This window comes from Glutamicibacter sp. V16R2B1, assembly GCF_005774635.1.
GTDB lineage: Bacteria > Actinomycetota > Actinomycetes > Actinomycetales > Micrococcaceae > Glutamicibacter > Glutamicibacter creatinolyticus.
Window position 1 is genome coordinate 1 of sequence record NZ_VATX01000018.1, and the last position, 20,714, is coordinate 20,714.

Consider the following 20,714-nt stretch of genomic DNA (forward strand, 5'->3'; position numbering starts at 1 on the left):
AACCGGTTGGAAACGGAGCCTTTGCTTGCTGGTGCACCCCCCGGGACTCGAACCCGGAACCTGCTGATTAAGAGTCAGATGCTCTACCATTGAGCTAGAGGTGCCCGTTGCGATGGTCTAGAAACTTTCGTTTCGCGCTTTCGCAACGAGATGTAACTCTACCAGCTTTCACCCCTCGCGCAAATTCGATGCCCCCGCTTGGTACGTGAATTGGATTACACGTCATGACATGGGATTCTGTTCGCTTTTGGGCTCCACTGATTAGTGTGGGGTTATGAGCCAACAACGTATCGTCTCCTTCCCCTCAGCCGAGCTGCTCCAGGCGGTCGGTGAGCTTCCCGCCAACCTGAAACCGGTGCTGTGGGACCTGGACAGCGCCCCCGAGGGTGTCGAGCCGAATGAGATCGATATTGCGGTGTTTCCCTATATGGCCGAGTTCTCCCGGCTGCAGAGCGTCAAGCAGGCCACGAACGTTTCCCTGGTCCAAACCCAGACCACCGGTTATGACGGGATCATCGACCTGGTCGACAGCAAGGTCAGCGTGGCCACCGCGGGCGGCGTGCATGCCGCAGCCACCGCGGAAATGGCATTGGGGCTGGCCATCGCCTCTCTGCGTGGTTTCCCCGATGCGGTGCGCAACCAGGAAGCGGGCAACTGGGCGCCGCAGCGCTGGCCCGGACTGGCCGACCGCACCGTGGGCCTGGTGGGAGTGGGCGGAATCGGTGAGGAGATCCGCCGACGCCTGGAGCCGTTTGAGGTGAACCTGCTGCGTTTTGCCTCCAGCGCCCGCACCGACGAGCACGGGACGGTGCACGGCATTGACGAGCTGGCCTCCCTGGCCGGGCAGATCGAGGTGCTGATCCTGATCGTGCCACTCAATGACGCCACCCACCACCTGGTGGACGCCGAGCTTCTGGCCGCCCTGCCTGATGGGGCGCGCATCATCAACGTGGCCCGCGGGCCGGTGGTGGACACCGAGGCGTTGACCCGGGAAGTGGCCTCCGGCCGGTTGTTCGTGGCCTCGGATGTCTTTGATCCCGAACCCCTGCCGCAGGACCACGAACTGTGGCGCCAGCCCAACGCGCTGATCCTGCCGCACAACGGCGGGAACACCGAGGCGTTCTTCCCCCGCATGGTGGCGTTGCTCAAACGCCAGGTGCAGGCCTGGTCACGCGGTGAGGACGGGGAAAACATCGTGCACCAGCGTCAGGTCTGATAACCTTTCGGCCACATTTTGGGCTTATCCGGGCGTGGCAGCGGTGAATGCACCGAATCCTCACCGATCGGTGCGCTATCTTGGAAACTATCCTCCGGCGTCCTGGCAGCGGTGTAACGCGGCCCGGCGCCGGGTTGGATGCGATAACTCCACAGATCCCTGAACCAGGAAGCCGAGCCGCCACCGTGCCACCGATTGAGCGCCAGCCCGTGACGCGTCGAGCCGTACTGTCCGGGTCGCTGGCGGCCGTCCTGCTGGGCCTGACCGCCTGCACCGACACGGAACCGCAACCCGTTGCCAGCACCGGCGCCGCGGCCGGCAACGCCAACCCGCGCACCTTCAGGATTGCCGCGGCGGCCCCACCGCTCTCCTTGGATCCGGCGGTGGCCGGGGACAATGACTCCTTCCGCGTCACCCGGCAAATCTATGAGACCCTGATTTCCATTGACCCGCAGACCGGTGGCCCGGTCGCGGGGCTGGCCGAGTCCTGGACCGAAAGCGAAGACGGGCTGCGTTACACCTTCACGCTGCGTCAGGGCGTGAAGTTCCATGACGGCACCGCGTTCAACGCCGAGGCGGTGCTGGCGAACTTCAAGCGCTGGCTGGCCATGAACAGCGAGCTGCGCTCACGCTCCCTGCAGGGCTTCACCCAGGTCTTCCACCACACCTCGCAGATCCCGAAGCTGCCCAAGGATGATGAGCAGGCCCAGGCGCCGAATGACACCAAGGCCGGGGACAAGCAGGACCTGGCCCCGGTGATGGCCCAGCAGAAGGCACAGCTGGAAGCCATGCGCACCCTGCTGGAGGAGGACTTGTTCAGCGGCAAGTCCGAGGGCGGCTCGGCCAGCTACTTCGCCTCGGTCAGCGCCCTGGATGAATACACGCTGGAACTGAAGCTGCGCCGCCGGCTGACCGGGGTCATTGAGGCGTTCACGCTGCCGGGCCTGGCCATCGCGGCCCCCTCGGCACTGAAGGGCGGACCGAAGGACAACCCGGCCGAGAAGCTCACCGAGCACCCCGTCGGCACCGGCCCCTACCGTTTTGCCAAGCGCACCGAAGAACATGTGCTGCTGGAGGTGAACAAGGAGTACTGGAACCAGCAGCGGCTGAACGCCAATCCGCGGCACCCGCAGCGGGTGGAGATCTCCGCGATCGCCTCGGCCCACAACCGCCAGACCGAACTGCTGGCCGGGGACATTGATGCCTTTGACATGGTTTCGGTGGAGGTGCTGCGCACCCTGGTGCGCAACGCGCGCATGGTGGTGAACCGGGACCCGTTCTCCGTGCTCTACCTGGGGCTGCACCATGACGCCCCGTGGCTGGAGAAGCCGGCCTTCCGCCGCGCGCTGGCCATGGCCATCGACAAGGGCCGGCTGGTGCGCGAGTTGTTCATCAGCGGCTCGAAGGCGGCCTCCACGCTGCTGCCGCCCACGTTCGGGGTGGAGAACCCGGAGAACGTTTTGTTCTACTCCCCCGATGACGCTAAGAAGCTGTTGGAGGAAATCGACTATGACGGTTCCTCGATTCCGTTCGCCTACCCGCGCAACGTGGCCCGCAACTACCTGACCTTGCCCGAGCGCTGCTTCGCGCTGATCGCCGAGGACCTGGCCAAGGTGGGCATCAAGGTCAAGCCGGTGCCGGTGGACTGGTCCCACGGCAAGTACGTGCAAAGGGTCCGCCACGACGGGTTCAAGGGCCTGCACCTGCTGGGCTTCTCCGGGGCGTACCGCAACGAGGATGACTTCATTTCCGGAATCCTTGCCGCAAAGCAATATGAGTTTGGTTACACCTCGCCGCTGCTGGATGCCCAGGTGCTGGCGGCCCGTTCCATCGCCGTGGGCGAGCTGCGCACCGCCGCCTACCGGAACGTCCTGACCACTTTGAGCCATGACCTGCCCATTGTGCCGCTGGTGTTCCCGATCTCGGCGCTCGCCCTGGATTCGGTGGTCAACTACTACCCGTCCTCGCCGGTGCTCGACGAGGTGTACGTGGACGTCAAACTCTCGCCGAACGGCAAGTTGACGGGTTGAGAATTTCTTGCCCCTCACGTAATGGGTCTAGTCTGACCTAAGAGCAAAGTATCACTGTCGATGGAGATCCTCGTGCCTTCTGAAACGTCAACCAAGAATTTTGACGTCGTACTCATTGGTGCTGGCATTATGAGCGCCACCCTGGGTACCCTCATCAACCAGCTGGAACCGAACTGGTCGATCGCCCTGTTCGAGAACCTGGACCAGGCAGGCGAAGAGTCCTCCTCTCCATGGAACAACGCCGGCACCGGCCACTCGGCCCTGTGTGAGCTGAACTACTCCCCCGCCCAGCCGGACGGATCGGTGGATCCGACCAAGGCCATTGGCATCAACGAGCAGTACCAGATTTCCCGCCAGTTCTTCTCCTGGGCCGTGCGCAACCAGCACGCCAGCGCGCCGGAGAACTTCATCCACGCCCTGCCGCACATGTCCTTCGTGATCGGCCAGGACCACTCCAAGTACCTCAAGACCCGCTACGACGCCATGCGCGCCCAGCCGCTGTTCTCCGCGATGGAGTTCACCGAGGACCTGGACACCATCAACGAGTGGACCCCGCTGGTCGCCCGCGGCCGTGACGCCTCCCAGAAGGTCGCCGCTTCCCGCGTGGTTGGCGGCACCGACGTGGACTTCGGCCGCCTGACTAAGGACCTGACCGGTTCGCTGGCCACTTCCGGCGCCGAGGTCAGCTACGGCCACAAGGTCACCGGCCTGAAGCGTGAGGGCGCCGGCTGGCAGCTGACCGTGAAGAACAACGCCAGCGGCGCCAGCTTCAAGGTCAACGCCAAGTTCGTGTTCGTCGGCGCCGGCGGCGGCGCGCTGCCGCTGCTGCAGAAGTCGGGCATTGACGAAATCAAGGGCTACGGCGGCTTCCCGGTCTCCGGCCAGTTCCTGCGCTGCACCGATGACTCGATCAGCGAACAGCACAACGCGAAGGTCTATGGCCAGGCCTCGGTCGGCGCCCCGCCAATGAGCGTGCCGCACCTGGACACCCGTTTCGTGGGCGGCAAGCGTTCGCTGATGTTCGGCCCGTACGCCGGCTTCTCGATGAACTTCCTGAAGTCCACCGGTCAGCTGGACCTGCCGCTGTCCATCCGCCCGCACAACATCATCCCAATGCTGGCCGTGGCGAAGGACAACATGTCCCTGACCACCTACCTGATCAAGGAAGTACTGAAGTCGCGCTCCAAGAAGGACGCGTCGCTCAACGAGTACTACCCGGAGGCCGATGGCTCGAAGTGGGAACTGATCCACGCTGGCCAGCGCGTTCAGGTCATCAAGAAGGACAAGAAGAAGGGCGGCGTGCTGCAGTTCGGCACCGAGGTCATCACCTCCTCGGACGGCTCCATCTCCGGCCTGCTGGGTGCCTCCCCGGGCGCCTCGACCGCAACCCCGATCATGATCGGCCTGCTTTCACGCTGCTTCCCGAAGCAGTTCGCCGGCTGGGAAGCGAAGCTGAAGGACATCATCCCGTCCTACGGTGTGAAACTGAATGAGAACCCGCAGCTGCTTGATGAAGTGACTGCCGAAACCAACAAGGTGCTGAAGCTGAAGTAGGCGCCCTGCAGAACCCTGGCCACGAGAAGTGCGAAATTGCTCGTGGCCAGGGTCTTCTGTCTTTAAAGCCCGCGCACCTTCACGGTGCCGGGATACCGTGGGGCCGGCCGGGAAAAGACCCGCTGAAGGCGTCCAACAGTCGCCGCGCTGCGGTAACCCGACTTCGCGCAAAATCCGGCGAGCACGTACTCGAAGGAGCACGTACCCCCGTACCGGAACGCGACCGACGCCGTTTCCTTCAGCCTTCATCCTTAGGGATGATTTTCTCGGAATCCCGCTCCAGATTCTGTTGTCGTCTGCCAACGAACTAAAGTTAAACCAAGCTCTTTTCATCTTTCAACGCATAGGACCGCATCCGCATGCAGCGCTTGGCCAATCTGTCTTTGAAGAACCGTGCCTTGATCGCACTGATCACGGTATTCTCGGCCATCTTCGGTTTGATCTCGATGGGCTCCCTGAAACAGGAATTGATTCCTTCCCTGGAGTTCCCACAGATCGCCGTGATGGCCTCCCAGCCCGGGGCCAGCCCCGAAGTGGTGGACGAGCAGGTGGCCCGCCCGCTGGAAACCGCGATGCAGGCAGTGGAGGGCCTGGAGTCCTCCTCGGCCACCTCACGCACCGGCTTCGCCTCGATCTCACTGATGTTCGAGTACGGCACGGACATGGACCGGGCCCGTTCGCAGGTGGAGCGCGCGATCTCCAACGCGAAGAACCAGTTGCCGGAGGACGTGGAACCCTCCTCCTTCGCCGGCTCGGTCTCCGACCTGCCGGTCGCCTACCTGGCCGTGGCTTCGGATGAGTCCCTGGAAAAACTGCATGATGATGTGGAGCGCATCGCGCTGCCCAAGCTGCGCAAGATCGACGGGGTACGCGAGGCCTCGGTTTCCGGTGGCGCCGCCCAGCACATTCTGGTGCTGCCCGATGAGCAGAAGCTGGCCGCCAAGGGCCTGAACACCTCGGACATCAAGGACGCGATCGAAAACGCGGGCTCCCCGATGCCGGTGGGCTCGCTGGACACCGAGGGCCTGGAGCTGCCGGTGATCGCCGGTTCGGCCCCCGATACGCTGGAAAAAATCCGCGAAATCCCCATCACCTCCGACAGCGGCCCGGTGCTGCTCAAAGACGTCTCCAAGGTCTCCATCGAAGCCGATGAGGCCACCAGCATCACCCGCACCAACGGCGCCGAAACCCTCTCGGTCTCCATCACCAAGACCCCGGACGGGGACACCGTGGGAATCTCCCACGCGGTGCAGGACATCATTGGCCAGCTGGAATCCGAACTGGGCAACGGGGCAACGATCACCACGGTCTTCGACCAGGCCCCCTTCATTGAACAGTCCATCAACTCGCTGGCGACCGAGGGCCTGCTCGGCCTGGTCTTCGCGGTGGTGGTGATCCTGATCTTCCTGTTCTCTATCCGCTCCACCCTGGTCACCGCGATCTCCATTCCGCTGTCGCTGATGGTCACCTTCATTGGGATGAACGTGTTCGGCTACACCCTGAACATGCTCACCCTGGGCGCGCTGACCATCTCCATTGGCCGCGTGGTGGATGACTCGATTGTGGTTATTGAGAACATCAAGCGCCACCTGTCCTACGGCCAGGAAAAGCGCCAGGCCATCCTGCTGGCGGTGCGCGAGGTCGCCGGGGCGATCACCTCGGCGACCCTGACCACCGTGGCAGTGTTCCTGCCGGTGGCGCTGGTGGCCGGCATGGCCGGGGAGCTGTTCCGCCCGTTCGCGCTGACCATGACTATTGCCCTGCTGGCTTCGCTGCTGGTCTCGCTGACCATTGTGCCGGTGCTGGCTTACTGGTTCCTGCCGCACCGCCCGGGCACCGGCCAGGCGAAGACCGCCCACACGGCCGAGAACAAGGGCGCGATGCAGCGCAGCTACGCTCCGGTGCTGCGCGGCACCCAGAAGCACCCGGTGATCACCCTGCTGGTCTCGGTGCTGATCCTGGGCGGCACCGTGGCCATGACCCCGCTGCTGAACACCAACCTGCTCGGTGGCACCGGGGAGAACTCCCTGCAGATCACCCAGAAGATGCCGACCGGCACCGCACTGGACACCACCTTGGAACAGGCCGAAAAGGTCGAAAACCTGCTGCAGGACACCGAGGGCATCGAGGACGTGCAGCTAACCGTGGGCAGTTCCGGGGACATGCTCAGCGCCATGATGGGGGCCGCCGGCTCGGATACCGCCAGCTTCACCGTCATCACCGATGCGGACCTGGACCAGGAGGAGCTGGCCGACCGGGTGCGCAGCGACATCCAGGACCTGAACCTGCCCAAGGACCAGGAGATCACCGTGGCGGCCGGTTCGGGCAGCATGATGAGCTCGGATGTGACCGTGGAGGTCAGCGCACCGGACGAGGGAATCCTCTCCGAGGCCACCACCTCCGTGCGCGAGCAGCTTTCCGGCATCGGGCAGGTCACCGGCATCACCGACAACCTCTCGGAGAAGCGCGAACAGGTGACCGTGGACATCGACGCGAGAAAGGCCGCCGAGGCCGGGATGACCGAATCCCAGCTGGCCGGGATTGTCGCCTCCCAGCTCTCCCCCATCCCGGCCGGAACGCTGCGCATCGACTTCACCGACCTGCAGATCCACATCGGTGAACCCGATGAGCTGACCAGCCAGAAGCAGCTGGAGGAACTGAAGATCCCCACCGCCACCGGCGTCAAGCAGCTCTCCGACCTGGCCGAGGTGAAGATCGAGAAGGTTGAGCAGGTGGTGACCACCTCGAACAACGAGCGCATCGCCACGGTCAGCCTGACCCCGGAAGAGAACGCCCTGGGTGCCGTCTCCACGGAGGTCACCAACAAACTGGATTCCATGGATCTGCCCGAGGGTGCCAGCGTGAAGCTCGGCGGTGCCGCCACCGAGCAGGCCGAGTCCTTCCAGCAGCTGTACCTGGCGCTGATTGCCGCCGTGGCGATCGTCTACGTGATCATGGTGGCCACGTTCAAGTCGCTGATCCAGCCGCTGATCCTGCTGGTCTCCATCCCGTTCGCGGCCACCGGTTCGATTGGCCTGCTGCTGTTGACCGGCACCCCGCTGGGCCTGCCCTCCCTGATCGGCATGCTGATGCTGGTGGGGATCGTGGTGACCAACGCGATCGTGCTGATCGACTTGATCAACCAATACCGGCTGGACACCCCGGAGCGCGCGGCCATGAGCCTGGATGATGCCATCACCCATGGTGCCCGCCAGCGTCTGCGCCCCATCCTGATGACCAGTGCCGCCACGATCTTCGCGCTGCTGCCCATGGCCTTGGGCCTGACCGGTCACTCCGGGTTCATCTCCCAGCCGCTGGCCGTGGTGGTCATTGGCGGCCTGGTCACCTCCACCCTGCTGACCCTGATCCTGGTGCCGGTGCTCTACCGTCTGGTGGAGGGGCGCAAGGAGCGAAGCGCGGCCCGCCGCCAGGCCAAGCGCGAGGCGAAGTACGGCACCGCCGCCGCGGTGGGCGCCCACGCCCCGGTTCCGGCCGACGGTGAGCCTGCTGCGGTGGATGCGGAGTCCGACACCCTGTTGTCCAAGGCCCGCAAAACCGCCCAGCGGGTCCAGTCCTCGGATGCGGATCTAATCAACCCGAAGACCGGCCAGATCCCGGTGACCCGCAAGGAACGCCGCGAGGTCGAGGAAATGCTGAAGAAGGAGAAGCCGCGCGACTAGCGTCCGTCCGGTGACAGTGCCAAGCAGGCTCCACCGCCGCCCGCAGGGGTAGGCGGTGGAGCCTGCTTGATTCTGGGGCATTGTAAATGCCACGCCCGGCACCCCGATGCAGGATAAACATCCCAACTCAGAAGCGACTTCCTCTGGTGCACCGAAGTTCCTTGATGTAACGTATATCACGGTCGTACTTCCGCGCCACATCATCAATTTTGCACCCTCGAAGGGCGAGTCCCGTGCCCAATGGGCTCGCCCTTCCAGACTCCGCTTCGCTCCACCGACCTGGCCCCGGGCCGATGATTCCAGTACGGGTCGCGAGCGTTCGCGCGCACTTTTCCTGGAGAGGAACCCTTCCGCATGTTGCAGCAAGCCCATCCCCCGCATCATCGAGGCATTCGAAGGAGGGCGCTGCTGACACTGTCGGTCGTGACCCTGTCCACTTCCCTCGCATTGGTCCCCAATGTCGCACATGCGGCGCCCTATGCCCCGGATGATGCCTTGGAAGCGATCGAAACTGGCAAGCTGACTCCCGGCTTCCAACAGGAGTTCGTGGACCTGGTCAAACAGGACCGGGTGTATTCCCACGTGCAGGAGCTTTCAGTGGGGATCGGCCCACGCGTTGCAGGCACCGCGGCGGAGGACGCGGCACAGGATTATGTCGAGCACCACCTGCAGGAGTATGGCTTCCAGACCTCACGCGAGGTGTTCGACGGACGCACACAGTTTGTCGCCAACGTCGTGCCCAGCCGCGACCTGCCCGGCATTGCCAGCTGGCAGTACCGTTCGGCCCAGGGCGCCAAGATCACAGGCCCTTCGGCACCGCTCAAGGCACCGGTCATCGACCTGGGCGATGGCAGCGGACTGGCGACCACCGAGGTCACCGATGCCCTGGTGATCATCGACTGGAATGCCAATGCCGAGGCCCGTACCGCGCTGCTGGAGCAGCTTGCCGCCGCCGGTGCCGCTGGCATCATCCTCGCCCAGACCAACCCCAAGGGTTCCATTCCCAACCTCCGTGAGGTGCCAGAATCGGTGGCCGATCTGGTGGTAGTTACCGCCGGAGGCGTGCAGGCTGTCCGTCTGCGCGAGCTGGCGGCAGCCCCCGGCGACGCTCTAAGCCTGAGCATCACCACCGAGCAGACCCGAGATGACAGCTCCAACGTCATCGGCGTGCGGCCGGCCGCCAACGATGACGGAACCGCACCGATTGTTTACGTCGGCGCACACGTCGACTCGGTCGTGGGCAGTCCCGGGGCCAGCGACAACGCCTCCGGCATCGGCATCATGCTCGAAACCGCCAAGCTGATCAGCAACTACTCGCTGGACACCGAAATCCGCGTCGGTTCCTGGGGCGGCGAGGAAATCGGTATCCTGGGCTCTGCCCACCACGCCCAGAGCTTGAGCGAGGATGAAATCCAGCGCACGATCGGTGCCTGGAACATGGACATGGCCGGCACCGCGGAGAAGGGAACCAACGAACAGCCCTTTGGTTTCTGGGGTTTGAGCGTGAACCCAGACAACGAGTCCAACACCGTACTGAACTTCGCCAGCGACGTGCACAGTGACCTGGAGCAGGAGCCGCTGAACATCGGCTATGTCGGCCGCAGCGACCACCAGTCCTTCCACGATGTGGGGATCAATGCCGCCGTCTTTAGCTGGATGTTCTGGTCCGCTGACTCCTCGATCGTGCTCGAACCGGATTACCACCTGCCCTCGGACACCATCGAGTTCGTATCTGCGGACCGCATGGGCTTCAGCGCGCAGATCATAGGTGGGTCGGCTTTCCGCGCGGCGTTGAACCCGGTGACCCTCAACGTTACCGACGAAACCGGCGCGCCGGCTGACGGAGCGCAGCTGGCCATGTCATGCGAGGGTGACACCGGCTGGCGCGAGGTGCCGCAGACTTCGCAGCAAGGTACCACGGAGACCTTGGCCCCGCACACTACCTGCGATTTCGCTGCCGTCGGCGCCGACGGTGCGATCGGTGCGAGCCTGGACCAGGCAATCGCCGGGGACACCACGGTTGAGGTCGAACTGATCCTGGATGAGAACAAGCCGGAAGTTTCCATCGACACCAAGAACCCGGCCGGGGCCAGCGGCTGGTTCACCTCCGCACCGGTCACCGTTAACGTCACCGCCACCGACGAGACCGACGACGCGCCAGCAATCGAGGTATCCCGTGATGGACAGCGATGGGAACCCTACACAGCACCGATCAGCATCGCTGAGGACGGTGAACACACCCTGCATGCCCGGGCCACTGATGGGGCTGGCAATCGAGACTCTACTCAGGAACTGGTAAAGCTCGATACCAAGGCCCCGGACCTGGAAGCCAGCGCGGTAGCCCAGAACCGCGGACAGCTGCGCCTTGAAGTCTCGGATGTGACCTCCGGGGTCGGTGTCATCGAGTACCGCCTGGACGCCCAACAGCAGTGGAGCACCCTGGATACTGAAGAGGATGTTCAGGGTGCATTGCTAGGTGAGGTCGAGGTGGGTCAGGAGGGCGCGCTGGTTGAACTACGTGCCAGCGACGTAGCTGGCAACATCACCGCACCGGTCTCGGTGCAGATCCCAACCGCGCAGGATGACACGCAGCCCTCGCCAACCCCCGGGGATGCCAAGCCAGTCCCGGAGGATTCGACGCCAGCCCCAGAGGATCCGACGCCCAATACCGAGAAGGACCTGGCGCGCACCGGTGCCGAGCTGATCACTTTCGCAGCGCTGGCGCTGCTGCTCTTGGGCGCGGGCAGTGCGCTCTTCGTGGTTCGCCGCCGGCGTTCCACAAGCCGACGCGGCTAACTCGTTGTCCCGGGGCTTCCCCGGAGTCGCCGAACCAACCCAGCCCCGCAGAACCACACTGTGTGTTCTGCGGGGCTGTTCGCGTCCAACTCACGGGCGTGAAGGACCCGGCCGCACCAACAGTGTGCGGCCGGGTCCTTTCCAGTTCCCCACGAGCCTTCGGACCCGCGGATCCGGTCTGTGCATAATCCCGGTTTAGCTAGGCGTCCCGGTACTTCAGCGAAACCCATCCAGCGACCAGCAGCCCGGCCGCCCAAAGCAGCAGGACTCCCAGGGCCACCGCGCTGCCATAGGGTTCAGTGGCCCCGGTTGCCAGCACCGTGGCCGCAGTGGGCAGATGGTCCACGGCCGTGGAAATCCACTGCACATTTACCAGACCCAGCAGCTGGGGCATGCCGATCAGCGGGGCCAGGGCAGCAACAATGGTGCCCGCCGAGTTGCGGCACAGCGCCGCGATCCCCAGCACTGTGAGCATCATCAGCCCCAGGTATACTCCGGCTCCGGCGAGCGCCCGGATCAGATCCACGGCGTCAAAGAGTCCGTACTCTCCGGCGGAGAGGGCCGCCGGCACGGTGCCAAGTCCCACCCCCACGATTCCCATTACCGTTCCGGTGACGAACAGGAACACCGCCTTGGCAGCGTAGAGCACGCCGCGGCGCGGGACTGCCTGCAGGCTGGAGGTGATGGTGCCTGAGGAGTACTCGGTGGTGAGGCACAGGGCCGCTGCGGTGGCGAAGAACAGCTGGGCCAGCTGGAGGGTCGAGAACACCAGTTCGGGTGCCGGGGTATAGGTGTCAAAGCCGTTGTCGCCGCTGGCCTTGGCACTGGCGCCAAGCTGCCAGGCGGTGCCGACCATGCAAATAATGCCCAGCCACAACATCCAGGTGAGGGGTCGCAGCGAGAAGAACTTGATCCGTTCGGCCGCTATCGCCGGGGCCGGCACCGTACCTTGCCAGCAGGAACCCCCATGGACGGCAACTGCGCTGGCGGGGTCGTGCTTAGGCTGGAGGTCTCTTGCAGGATGACTGCAACACGGGAATAATTGACGGATCAACTTGTTATTACATTCATACGCATATAGATTGGTCGCTGAAGCCCAGCGGAACCACGAACAGGACAAGGAGTCCCGCCATGCAGTTCGGTGTCTTTACCGTCAGTGACATCACCCGCGACCCCACCAACGGCACCATCCCCACCGAGAAGGAACGCATCGACGCGATCGTGGCCATCGCCAAGAAGGTCGAAGAGATCGGGATGGATGTCTTCTCCATCGGCGAGCACCACAACCGTCCGTTCTTCTCCTCCTCCCCCACCACCACGCTGGCCTACATTGCCGCGCAGACCGAGCGGATCATCCTGTCCACCGGCACCACGCTGATCACCACCAATGATCCGGTGAAGATCGCCGAGGACTTCGCCATGCTCCAGCACCTGTCCAACGGGCGCACCGACCTGGTGCTCGGGCGCGGCAACACCGCCCCGGTCTATCCGTGGTTCGGCAAGAACATCCAGGACTCGGTGAACCTGACCATCGAGAACTACAACCTGCTGCGACGGCTGTGGGACGAGGACGTGGTGAACTGGGAGGGGCGCTACCGCACCCCGCTGCAAAACTTCACCTCCACCCCACGTCCGCTGGATGATGTGCCCCCGTTCGTGTGGCACGGCTCGATCCGCACCCCGCAGATCGCCGAAATCGCCGCCTACTACGGCGATGGCTTCTTCGCCAACAACATCTTCTGGCCCAAGGAGCACTACCAGCAGCTGATCGGCCTGTACCGGGAGCGCTACGAGCACTACGGTCACGGCCGGGCGGATCAGGCGATCGTGGGCCTGGGCGGCCAGTTCTACATGGGCAAGACCAGCCAGCAGGCGGTCAAGGAATTCCGCCCCTACTTCGACAACGCCCCGGTCTACGGCCACGGCCCGTCCCTGGAGGACTTCACCTCCCAGACCCCGCTGACCGTTGGTTCCCCGCAGGAGGTGCTGGAGAAGACCTTGACCTTCCAGGAGTACTTCGGCAACTACCAGCGCCAGCTGTTCCTGGTGGACCACGCCGGGCTGCCGCTGAAGACCGTGCTGAACCAGCTGGACATGTTCGGCGAGCACGTGCTGCCCGAGCTGCGCAAGGAAATGGAATCCCGCGCCCCGGCCGACCTGACCCCGGCTCCCACCCACGCCGGACTGGTGGCCGCCAAGAAGGCCAGGGAAGAAGCCAAGAATTCTCACCCCGACAAGGGACAGGACGCTTAACCGGGGATAAGATCAAGGGGTAAGGATGCCAGCCACAGGGCTGCAAGCATAGGAGTGCAGTGACACACAATGAGCAAATGGTGGCCGGTGAGGCCACCACCGCCCCGGCCCCGCTAAAGAACACGGTCGAGGCCTGGGAGGCACTCTTCCGCACGCAGGTGGCGGTGATGCGCCACCTGATCTCGATGCCCGAATTCAATCGGCTCTCGGTGCGTGAATACGACGTGTTGTTCAATCTGCGCAATTGTCCCGAAGGCAAGGCGCGGCTGGTGGACCTGAACAAGTTCCTGCTGATCTCCCAGCCGTCGCTGAGCCGGATGATCGTCCGGCTTGAGGAACGCGGCCTGATCTCCCGCAGCCCGGATCCCACCGATCAGCGGGCGATGATCCTGTCCCTGACCGAGAAGGGCCTGGAGGTGCAGCGCGACATCGGGCGCGAGCACGTCAAGCACCTGCACGAGCTGATGGGGCATGCGCTGAGCGAAGAGGAGTTTGACCAGCTCAAGCACCTGAGCATGAAGCTGCGCGCCGGGATCGACTAGGACGCGCGCCGTACGACGGCACAGGAAAGCCGAGGCAGGTACGTCATCACGACGCACCTGCCTCGGCTTTTCCCTGACCGCTAGCCCAGTAAGAAGTCCTTCTCACCGGCTGGCGGCACCTAGTTGGCCCGCTAGACCACATCCAGCCCGGCCTTGTCGACCTTGCGGTGGAAGCGCATCCCGGCCAGGCCGCCCAGCAGCGCCCCAACCAGGGCCACCACCGCGACCACGACCGCGGCGATGATGCCAGCGGTACTCAGGTCCCCTTCGTTCACGGGGATCCGCGGGAAGCTGTTGACCTGGGCCAGGACGTTGAACTGGCTGCCGCCAATCCAGCCCAGCAGCGCCACCACGATGGCGATCACCAAGGCCCACAGCCACACGGCCAGGCCCTGCTTCATGCCGTCGAACCGGGCCATGCGCCCGGCGACGTAGCCGCCGCAGTAGTAGGCGATGAGCACGATGACGCCCAGCACGATGATCCCGACCATGCCCACCGTCTGCGGGTCCTGGTTCAGGCTCTGGGCGACCTCATCCGGGTTGACCCCGGTGCTCAGCCCCACGGCGGTGCCGGCGGCGGCCACCAGGGCGGTGAGCACCACGCCCATGCCGGTGGCGGTCAGCCAGCCGAAGAACGCTGAGCCGATCTTCATCCCGCCGTAGATGTGCTTCTCCCGTGCCACGACGCTTTCCCGGTCCCGTTCGGCTACCCGGTCGGACGGGGTGTCCGCCCGGTGCTGGGCGCGCTCGGCGCTGGCCTCCCCGTCCGGGACGGCGTCCCGGCCCTGGTTCCGGTCCCGGCGCAGCTCGCCTTCGCGGTTCAGCTCGGCCTCCCGGTTCAGGTCGCGTTCGTTATTCAGCCGCTCACCGCGGGTCAGCCCCGAGTCACGGTCGTCGTGCGGTGACTTATCTGCACTGGTACTCATGTTCCCCTCCTTCTCGGATTCGGACCATGGTGCCGCCCGCGGCGCGGGCGGCACTGCCTAGCGGTCCGTGCGACGGGTGCGTTCACCGGTTTCCGGGTCGATGGTCTCCCCATCGCCCTCGGCCTCGATCCGCTCCTTGCGGACCTGCTCGGTGACCTTTTCCTCGTCGGTGACGGTCTCGGTGTCCAGGCGGACCTTCTCCACCGGGACCGCTTCCTTGTCAACGACCGGGCGTTCGGCGTGCAGGGTCACTTCCTGCTCCTCCTCGCCCAGCTCGCCGCCGCGCACGGTGCCGGCGGCATCGGCGTCGGTGATCGGTTCGCGTTCCACGCGCACCTCTTCATGGCTGACCGGAACGGTGGTGGTCACGTTCTCGGTCACCACGTACTTGCGCAGCCGGGCCCGACCGGTTTCCACGTTCTCGGTGCCCACGCGCAGCTGCTCCTCCGAGCGGGTCATGCCCTCACCTGCGTCCCGATCCCGGCCTACGGTGCCGGTGGTGTCGCGGTCATCGAACGCGACCCCGGCGTCGGCCGTGCGGTCGGTGCCTACCCGGTCATCCAGGCGGTCATCGCCCAGGCGGTAGCCGGCCAGGCGGTCATCCTCCAGCCGGTCGTTGCCCACGCCCCCGGCCAGGGCGGTGTCGTTCGGGTCCGCGGGCAGCTGGCCCGCTGAATCGTGGCCGGTGCGCTGGTCCACGCTCTGCTGCCGGTCGTAGGAGCGGTTGTAGTAGCGGTAGAGCTCCTGCTCATCGGCCGGGCTCAGGTGCCCGTCCTCGTCGTCGATGCGCGGGGCATCCTTGACGATCTGCTTGTCGAACGGCACGGTGACGGTGTCCCCGTGCACGCTGGCTTCATCCAGCGGAACGAAGCTTTCGGACATTCCAAACAATCCGGTGCGCACGGTGACCCACTGCGGTTCGCCGGTCTGGTCATCAAGGAAGACCTGTCCGAACTTGCCGATCTTCTCGCCGTCGCTGCCGACCACGGTGCCGCCGGTGTTCAGCAGTTCATCGATCTGGTTCTTGTTGATCATGGTTTCTTTCCTTTGCGTCGGTGTTCAGTGTTGTGAAACCGTCCGGAAACCAAGTGTGGTGTCCGAAGGGTGCTGCGCCCCTGGTGGGCGTGACGTCCTACGAGCCGTTCGGGTCAGTGCCGGCGGGTGTGGGCCGGTCTGCCGAAACTTGGAAGCTCAATGCTGAAGGCACTCGTGATGCTGTTTGCAGATTGGGTTTCCTCTCTGTTGGTGTCCCCCGGTACCTTGAATATCCCATCTGCTCCCGCCGCTGTGTCCAGTGCCTAGTGCCTGCATGGACGCAGCCTTGGGGCTGACTGGGAAACCTGAAATGTTCTGCCATTGGCGCTGTAGAGGTGCCATATTAAGCGCCCCCGTCCCCCGGCATGGGTGCGGCCCCGTCCTTTTCGCCCACCTCGTTGAAGCGCCCGGCGGCCCGGCGGCCAAGCACCGTGATCGCATCGAGTACCTTCTGGGCGGGGCCCGGCAGCCGGTCGCGGGCCTCGTGCCCGGTCACGGTGCCCTGTTCACTGCCCGGCGCGCCGGGCAGCATCCGTCCGAGAACTCCCAGCAGGTTCGCGGTGCTGGCCGGGGCCAGCCCGTGGACCCGGATGGCCAGCTTGGCCAGCGGGGTGAGCACCACCAGTGCCTTGCCCTCCAATACCCGGCGCACGATCTGGCGGGCGGCCCGCTCGGCGTCAATGGACACCAGCGGGAAGGAGGCACCGACCGAGAACCAGCCGTATTCGGCCGGCTGGTTGCCGGTGAACTCGGCGCGCAGGTGGGAGCCGGTGCGCATCAGCCCGGGCACCACGGTGGTGACCTTGACCCCGGTGCCGGACATTTCCGCACGCAGCCCCTGGGAGAAGCCGACCGCGCCGAATTTCGCGGTGCTGTAGGGCAGCAGGTGCGGCACGCTGATCATCCCGCCAATGGAGGAGACGGTGGCAATGTGCCCGCGTCCGCGTTCGCGCATGGAATCTACCACGGCCAAAGCCAGGTTGACCGGGCCCCACAGCATGATGTTCACGGCCTGTTCGAAGTGTTCACGCTCCAGGGACTGCAGCGGCCCGACCTGGATGACCCCGGCCACGGTGACCAGTACCTCGATGGGCCCCAGGGTTGCCTCGATGCGCGAGACCATGCTGGTGACCTCACCGTTGTCCGCCACATTGCACACCATGGATTCGACCATGAGGCCTTCGGCATGCAGCTTTGCCCGGGCCGCGTCCAGTTCCTCCGCCTCGCGGGCACAGATCACTACCCGGTAGCCGCGCCGTCCCAGTTCCCGGGCCACGAGCAGGCCCAGGCCCCGTGAGGCACCGGCGACCAGTGCGACTTGTCCGTTCGTTGCTTCCTGAGGTGTTGGCATGGCCTCACCCTAGGCAGGTGAAGGGCCGCTGTGACACAGGCCATGGCAATTACCCGGCCAGCTCCCAGCCAATACTGAACCGGAGCGGTGTTGGCGCAGGTGGCGTTCAGGTTACTTGTAGAATCCTTCGCGCAAATTGATGCCGTGCTCCACCCAGGCTTTTAATGCCGCCAGCATCGAGGTCCAGCCCTCGCAGTTGTCAAAGGCCCGTTGGATCCCCGCCTCGCTGGGCTGCCAGCCGGATTCACTGATCTGCACCTTGGTGCGGGCACCGTCATCGACCGGCTCGAAGTCGAACTGCACCCGGCTCATGCCGTCCTTGGCCACCAGGTGCTCACCTGCCCACCGCAGCACAATGCGCCGCGGGGCCTCGGCTTGCAGCACCTGCACCGGGAAGGCGCCGGGGAAGTCGTGGAAATCCCAGGTGACCGTGTCACCGGCCTCCAGCCGCCCGCGGGCCCCGCCGGTGGTGAAGTAGCGCGAAAGCTGCTCGGGATCCGCGACCGCCTCGTAGACCTGCTCGACCGGCTTGGCAACGTGCCCGGCAACGGTGAAGGAGAGCTCGCGCGGGAGCTGGTGTGCGTCCATGGTAGATGTCTACCGCACCCGTGGCACCGGCACAAGGGTTTGCGCGCAAAGGTACCGGCGCACCGGCACATCGGGGTGACCAGGACAGCGGGTGCCAGGCGGGGAGGACAGCGCTGTTAGTCGATGGCCCGCTGCCCGGTCTTTGCCTGGTTGGCCATCCGGTTGATGATCCGCGCGGCGAGCTTTCCCTGGGTCGGGGTTAGTTCATGCGGTCCGCGGCTGCGGCGGATGCGCACAAAGCGGCGGTTGGCCATGAACGCCCGCGTGGTGTTGCCGCGGATGATGAAGAAGTCCAGCACCCCGTTGACGAACAGCATAGGCAGCTTCAGCCGGGTGGCCTGCCGATAGGACTCGTATTGCATGATCGAGTTTTGCAGGCTCTTGCGGTAGGCAGGCCAGGTTTCCTCGGTGATTTCCATGCCCTTGATGAACGGAACGTATTCCTCGGCCAGCCCTCCGCCGGTTTGGACCGCGTCCGGGGAACGGGAGACCAGTTCGAACAGCGAGAAGTACAGGCCCTCGGCGCGGAAGAGCTTGCGCAGCTTGCCGCCGCGTGGCTTGCGCCGGTAGAGCGGTGCACCGAAGAGCACCAGGCGCTCAACCATGTCCGGTTCCTTCTCTGCCAGGTCCAGGGCAATATTGCAGCCCATGGAGTGGCCGGCAATGACCGCCTTTTGAATCCCCAGGTCCTTCAGGGTCGCGGCGACCGCCGAGGAGTGGTCCCGCAGGGTGTATTCGACATCCGGTTTCGGCGCATCCCCAAATCCGAGCAGGTCCACGGCAATGATCCGCACCCGGGAGTAATCCAGGTCATCGAGGACGAAATGCCAACTGTGGTGGTTGTTCCCCAAGCCGTGCAGCAGGACCACGGGCATGCCCTGGCCCCGGTCAATCTTCACGGGCAACAAGTGGTTCGACATGATCCCAATAGATTAGCAAATTTACGCCCTTGACAGGCGACGGAACCCTCGCAGAGCAGTGAGGTGGGCAACTGTCCTAGCAGCCGAACGGGGCGGCGTAGCGGTAGTTGCCTGCGGGCAGACGGTGGGGGTCGAGCACCTTGACCATGAAGTTCTCGCCCCAGGCGGCATCGGAGGGGACGATTCCGTGATCGGAAGCCGGTTCGTAGCCGAAGCGCCGGTAGTAGTCCACGTGGCCGAGCAGCACGATTCCTGCCAGGTTGCGCTGCTGCGCGCGGTCGTGGATGTCCTGCATCAGGATCGAGCCCACTCCGCGGTGCTGGTATTCGGGGGCGACCGCCAGCGGCCCGAGCCCCAGCAGCGGGTATTGCCCGTCCACTCTCCCCCAGCTGGCGATCACGTGCCCAATGACGGCGGTCTCATCCAGGGCCACGATCGAGAAGACTGGATCGTAGGCGGGGCAGTCGAAGAGCTCTTGCAGCAGGCCGACCTCCGCCGGCTCAATCGAGGGGTCGGAGTTGGCGAATGCCGCATGGGCCACTGCGTAGACCCCTGCCCTGTCGTCGAAGGTTTCCTGCCGAACTTGCATGGTCGCTAACCTACCAAACTCAGCTGGGCGCTCCACCGGGATGAAGCCCTGCAGACCCGGGGCGAAACGCAAAACTACTGGTCACCTCCCGATGCTGGAAACTCATGCCCAGAGCGAATGTTTCGCAGTGTTGAACGTGAGGGGAACAAGGGGTTTATCCCCATTTGCCGGGGCAGAGTTATCTGCGAAACTTTGCGCCATTTTCTAGAAGAACCTTGTCCCGTCGGGTTCTTGATGCTGGAATAAGGGAAGCTCATTCATCACTCGTGAGGAAAAACCCATGTCCAAGAAACGCACGACCCGCCTGGCGCTGGCGACCGTGTTCACCGCCTCGTTGGTGGCGACCTCGCTGGCCCCGGCCACCGCCTTCGAACCGGCCGCCCCGGCCCAGGTGCAGTCCCAGGGCATCACGACCGCGGCCGCCCCGAGCACCGACGTGGCCTCATTCGTCCCGACGGCCCGGAAGCTGCAGCGCGGCGCCAGCCGCATTGATGTCTTTGTCAGCAAAAGCTATCCGCTCTCACCGGCCCGCTATGTCCCCAAGACCAAGACGGTAAGGGGCACCTCCATCCGGCTGCAGCCCGAAGCGGCTGACGCCTACCTGAAGATGAAGACGGCGGCGAAGAAGTCGGGCGTGAACATTGCCCTGGTCAGCGGCTACCGCTCCTATGACCGGCAGGCCCAGCTGTTCCGGCAGTACACCCAGCAGTACGGGTCAAAGTATGCCCAGCGGATCTCCGCGAAGCCCGGCACCAGCGAACACCAGACCGGCCTGGCCGTGGACGTGGGCAACACCAACCATCAGTGCGGCCTGCAGGCCTGCTTCGAATCCACCAAGGTGGGGCGCTGGATGGCGAAGAACGCCCACAAGTACGGCTTCATTCTGCGCTACCCCAAGGGCTACGAGTCGGTGACCGGATACGCCTACGAACCATGGCACTTCCGCTATGTGGGCACGTCCCTGGCCAAGAGCTACACCCAATCCGGGGCCAAGACCCTGGAGCACTACTACGGGGTGGCCAAGGCCAAGCCAAAGGCGGAGAAGCCCAAGACCCAGGCTCCCAAGGGCGCTTTGAGCGCCAAGACGAAGGCGAACCTGAACCTGCGCAGCGGGGTGGGCACCAAGCACAAGGTCCTGCTGACCATTCCGAAGGGCAAGAAGGTCAGCCTGACCGGCAAGACCTCCAAGGGCTGGTACCAGGTGAAGTACGCCTCCAAGACCGGCTGGGTTTCG

Annotated in this window: 15 protein-coding genes and 1 tRNA gene; 8 read left to right on the forward strand and 8 right to left on the reverse strand. The window is 64.6% G+C overall.

Features of this window, described 5'->3' with window-relative positions; translation table 11 throughout:
• Positions 1–29 precede the first annotated feature (29 nt).
• A tRNA-Lys gene (locus FDN03_RS13945) sits at positions 30–104 on the reverse strand.
• Positions 105–274: 170 nt separating this feature from the next.
• On the opposite strand from FDN03_RS13945, the gene FDN03_RS13950 reads away from it, so the two are divergent.
• The 5 genes from FDN03_RS13950 (at position 275) to FDN03_RS13970 (ending at position 11,276) form a co-directional block, all read left to right on the forward strand.
• Entirely contained in the window at positions 275–1,216 is a 942-nt protein-coding gene (locus FDN03_RS13950; protein WP_138178108.1) for a 2-hydroxyacid dehydrogenase, read from the forward strand.
• A gap of 209 nt (positions 1,217–1,425) precedes the next feature.
• On the forward strand, positions 1,426–3,246 hold the full coding sequence (locus FDN03_RS13955; protein ID WP_171021262.1) for an ABC transporter substrate-binding protein: 1,821 nt from the start codon (positions 1,426–1,428) through the stop codon (positions 3,244–3,246).
• A 60-nt stretch (positions 3,247–3,306) separates the two neighbouring features.
• Positions 3,307–4,800, forward strand: a complete 1,494-nt coding sequence (locus FDN03_RS13960; RefSeq protein ID WP_054820701.1) for a malate:quinone oxidoreductase — start codon at positions 3,307–3,309, stop codon at positions 4,798–4,800.
• A 359-nt stretch (positions 4,801–5,159) separates the two neighbouring features.
• Complete coding sequence (locus tag FDN03_RS13965; RefSeq protein WP_138178114.1) at positions 5,160–8,480, forward strand: efflux RND transporter permease subunit; 3,321 nt, start codon at positions 5,160–5,162, stop codon at positions 8,478–8,480.
• A 423-nt stretch (positions 8,481–8,903) separates the two neighbouring features.
• Positions 8,904–11,276, forward strand: a complete 2,373-nt coding sequence (locus FDN03_RS13970) for a M28 family peptidase (protein WP_171021263.1) — start codon at positions 8,904–8,906, stop codon at positions 11,274–11,276.
• 199 nt (positions 11,277–11,475) lie between these two features.
• Here FDN03_RS13970 and FDN03_RS13975 read toward each other — a convergent pair whose 3' ends face one another.
• Positions 11,476–12,219, reverse strand: coding sequence for an ABC transporter permease (locus FDN03_RS13975; RefSeq protein WP_138178119.1), 744 nt, complete (start codon positions 12,217–12,219; stop codon positions 11,476–11,478).
• 188 nt (positions 12,220–12,407) lie between these two features.
• Between FDN03_RS13975 and FDN03_RS13980 the strand changes: the two genes are divergently transcribed.
• Both FDN03_RS13980 and FDN03_RS13985 read left to right on the forward strand, forming a co-directional pair.
• Positions 12,408–13,529 (forward strand): LLM class flavin-dependent oxidoreductase, encoded by a 1,122-nt coding sequence (locus FDN03_RS13980; RefSeq protein ID WP_054821117.1) that lies wholly within the window; start codon positions 12,408–12,410, stop codon positions 13,527–13,529.
• Positions 13,530–13,588: 59 nt separating this feature from the next.
• A complete protein-coding gene (locus FDN03_RS13985; protein ID WP_349291717.1) occupies positions 13,589–14,071 on the forward strand; it encodes a MarR family transcriptional regulator in 483 nt (160 codons plus the stop codon).
• Positions 14,072–14,202: 131 nt separating this feature from the next.
• Here FDN03_RS13985 and FDN03_RS13990 read toward each other — a convergent pair whose 3' ends face one another.
• The 6 genes from FDN03_RS13990 to FDN03_RS14015 all read right to left on the reverse strand — a co-directional run bounded on the left by FDN03_RS13990 (position 14,203) and on the right by FDN03_RS14015 (position 19,480).
• Complete coding sequence (locus tag FDN03_RS13990) at positions 14,203–14,997, reverse strand: hypothetical protein (RefSeq protein ID WP_249354597.1); 795 nt, start codon at positions 14,995–14,997, stop codon at positions 14,203–14,205.
• 57 nt (positions 14,998–15,054) lie between these two features.
• Positions 15,055–16,032 carry a PRC and DUF2382 domain-containing protein gene (locus tag FDN03_RS13995; protein WP_138178121.1) on the reverse strand — a complete coding sequence of 326 codons (978 nt, stop codon included), beginning with the start codon at positions 16,030–16,032 and terminating at the stop codon, positions 15,055–15,057.
• 343 nt (positions 16,033–16,375) lie between these two features.
• Entirely contained in the window at positions 16,376–17,383 is a 1,008-nt protein-coding gene (locus FDN03_RS14000; RefSeq protein WP_138178123.1) for an SDR family oxidoreductase, read from the reverse strand.
• Between the two features lie 111 nt (positions 17,384–17,494).
• Positions 17,495–17,971 carry an SRPBCC family protein gene (locus FDN03_RS14005; RefSeq protein WP_138178125.1) on the reverse strand — a complete coding sequence of 159 codons (477 nt, stop codon included), beginning with the start codon at positions 17,969–17,971 and terminating at the stop codon, positions 17,495–17,497.
• Between the two features lie 116 nt (positions 17,972–18,087).
• Positions 18,088–18,891 carry an alpha/beta fold hydrolase gene (locus FDN03_RS14010; protein WP_138178127.1) on the reverse strand — a complete coding sequence of 268 codons (804 nt, stop codon included), beginning with the start codon at positions 18,889–18,891 and terminating at the stop codon, positions 18,088–18,090.
• Positions 18,892–18,967: 76 nt separating this feature from the next.
• Positions 18,968–19,480, reverse strand: coding sequence for an N-acetyltransferase (locus FDN03_RS14015; RefSeq protein ID WP_138178129.1), 513 nt, complete (start codon positions 19,478–19,480; stop codon positions 18,968–18,970).
• Between the two features lie 280 nt (positions 19,481–19,760).
• On the opposite strand from FDN03_RS14015, the gene FDN03_RS14020 reads away from it, so the two are divergent.
• Positions 19,761–20,714: D-alanyl-D-alanine carboxypeptidase family protein (locus FDN03_RS14020; RefSeq protein WP_171021264.1), on the forward strand; the 954-nt coding region annotated here is incomplete at its 3' end.

Excerpts from the sequence above, each read along its gene's own strand:
- FDN03_RS13950 (WP_138178108.1), top strand. The coding sequence starts at position 275 with ATGAGCCAACAACGTATCGTCTCCTTCCCCTCAGCCGAGCTGCTCCAG.
- FDN03_RS13995 (WP_138178121.1), bottom strand. The coding sequence starts at position 16,032 with ATGATCAACAAGAACCAGATCGATGAACTGCTGAACACCGGCGGCACC.
- FDN03_RS13960 (WP_054820701.1), top strand. The coding sequence starts at position 3,307 with ATGGAGATCCTCGTGCCTTCTGAAACGTCAACCAAGAATTTTGACGTC.
- FDN03_RS14005 (WP_138178125.1), bottom strand. The coding sequence starts at position 17,971 with ATGGACGCACACCAGCTCCCGCGCGAGCTCTCCTTCACCGTTGCCGGG.
- FDN03_RS13990 (WP_249354597.1), bottom strand. The coding sequence starts at position 14,997 with ATGAGTACCAGTGCAGATAAGTCACCGCACGACGACCGTGACTCGGGG.
- FDN03_RS14015 (WP_138178129.1), bottom strand. The coding sequence starts at position 19,480 with ATGCAAGTTCGGCAGGAAACCTTCGACGACAGGGCAGGGGTCTACGCA.
- FDN03_RS13965 (WP_138178114.1), top strand. The coding sequence starts at position 5,160 with ATGCAGCGCTTGGCCAATCTGTCTTTGAAGAACCGTGCCTTGATCGCA.
- FDN03_RS14010 (WP_138178127.1), bottom strand. The coding sequence starts at position 18,891 with ATGTCGAACCACTTGTTGCCCGTGAAGATTGACCGGGGCCAGGGCATG.
- FDN03_RS13980 (WP_054821117.1), top strand. The coding sequence starts at position 12,408 with ATGCAGTTCGGTGTCTTTACCGTCAGTGACATCACCCGCGACCCCACC.
- FDN03_RS14000 (WP_138178123.1), bottom strand. The coding sequence starts at position 17,383 with ATGCCAACACCTCAGGAAGCAACGAACGGACAAGTCGCACTGGTCGCC.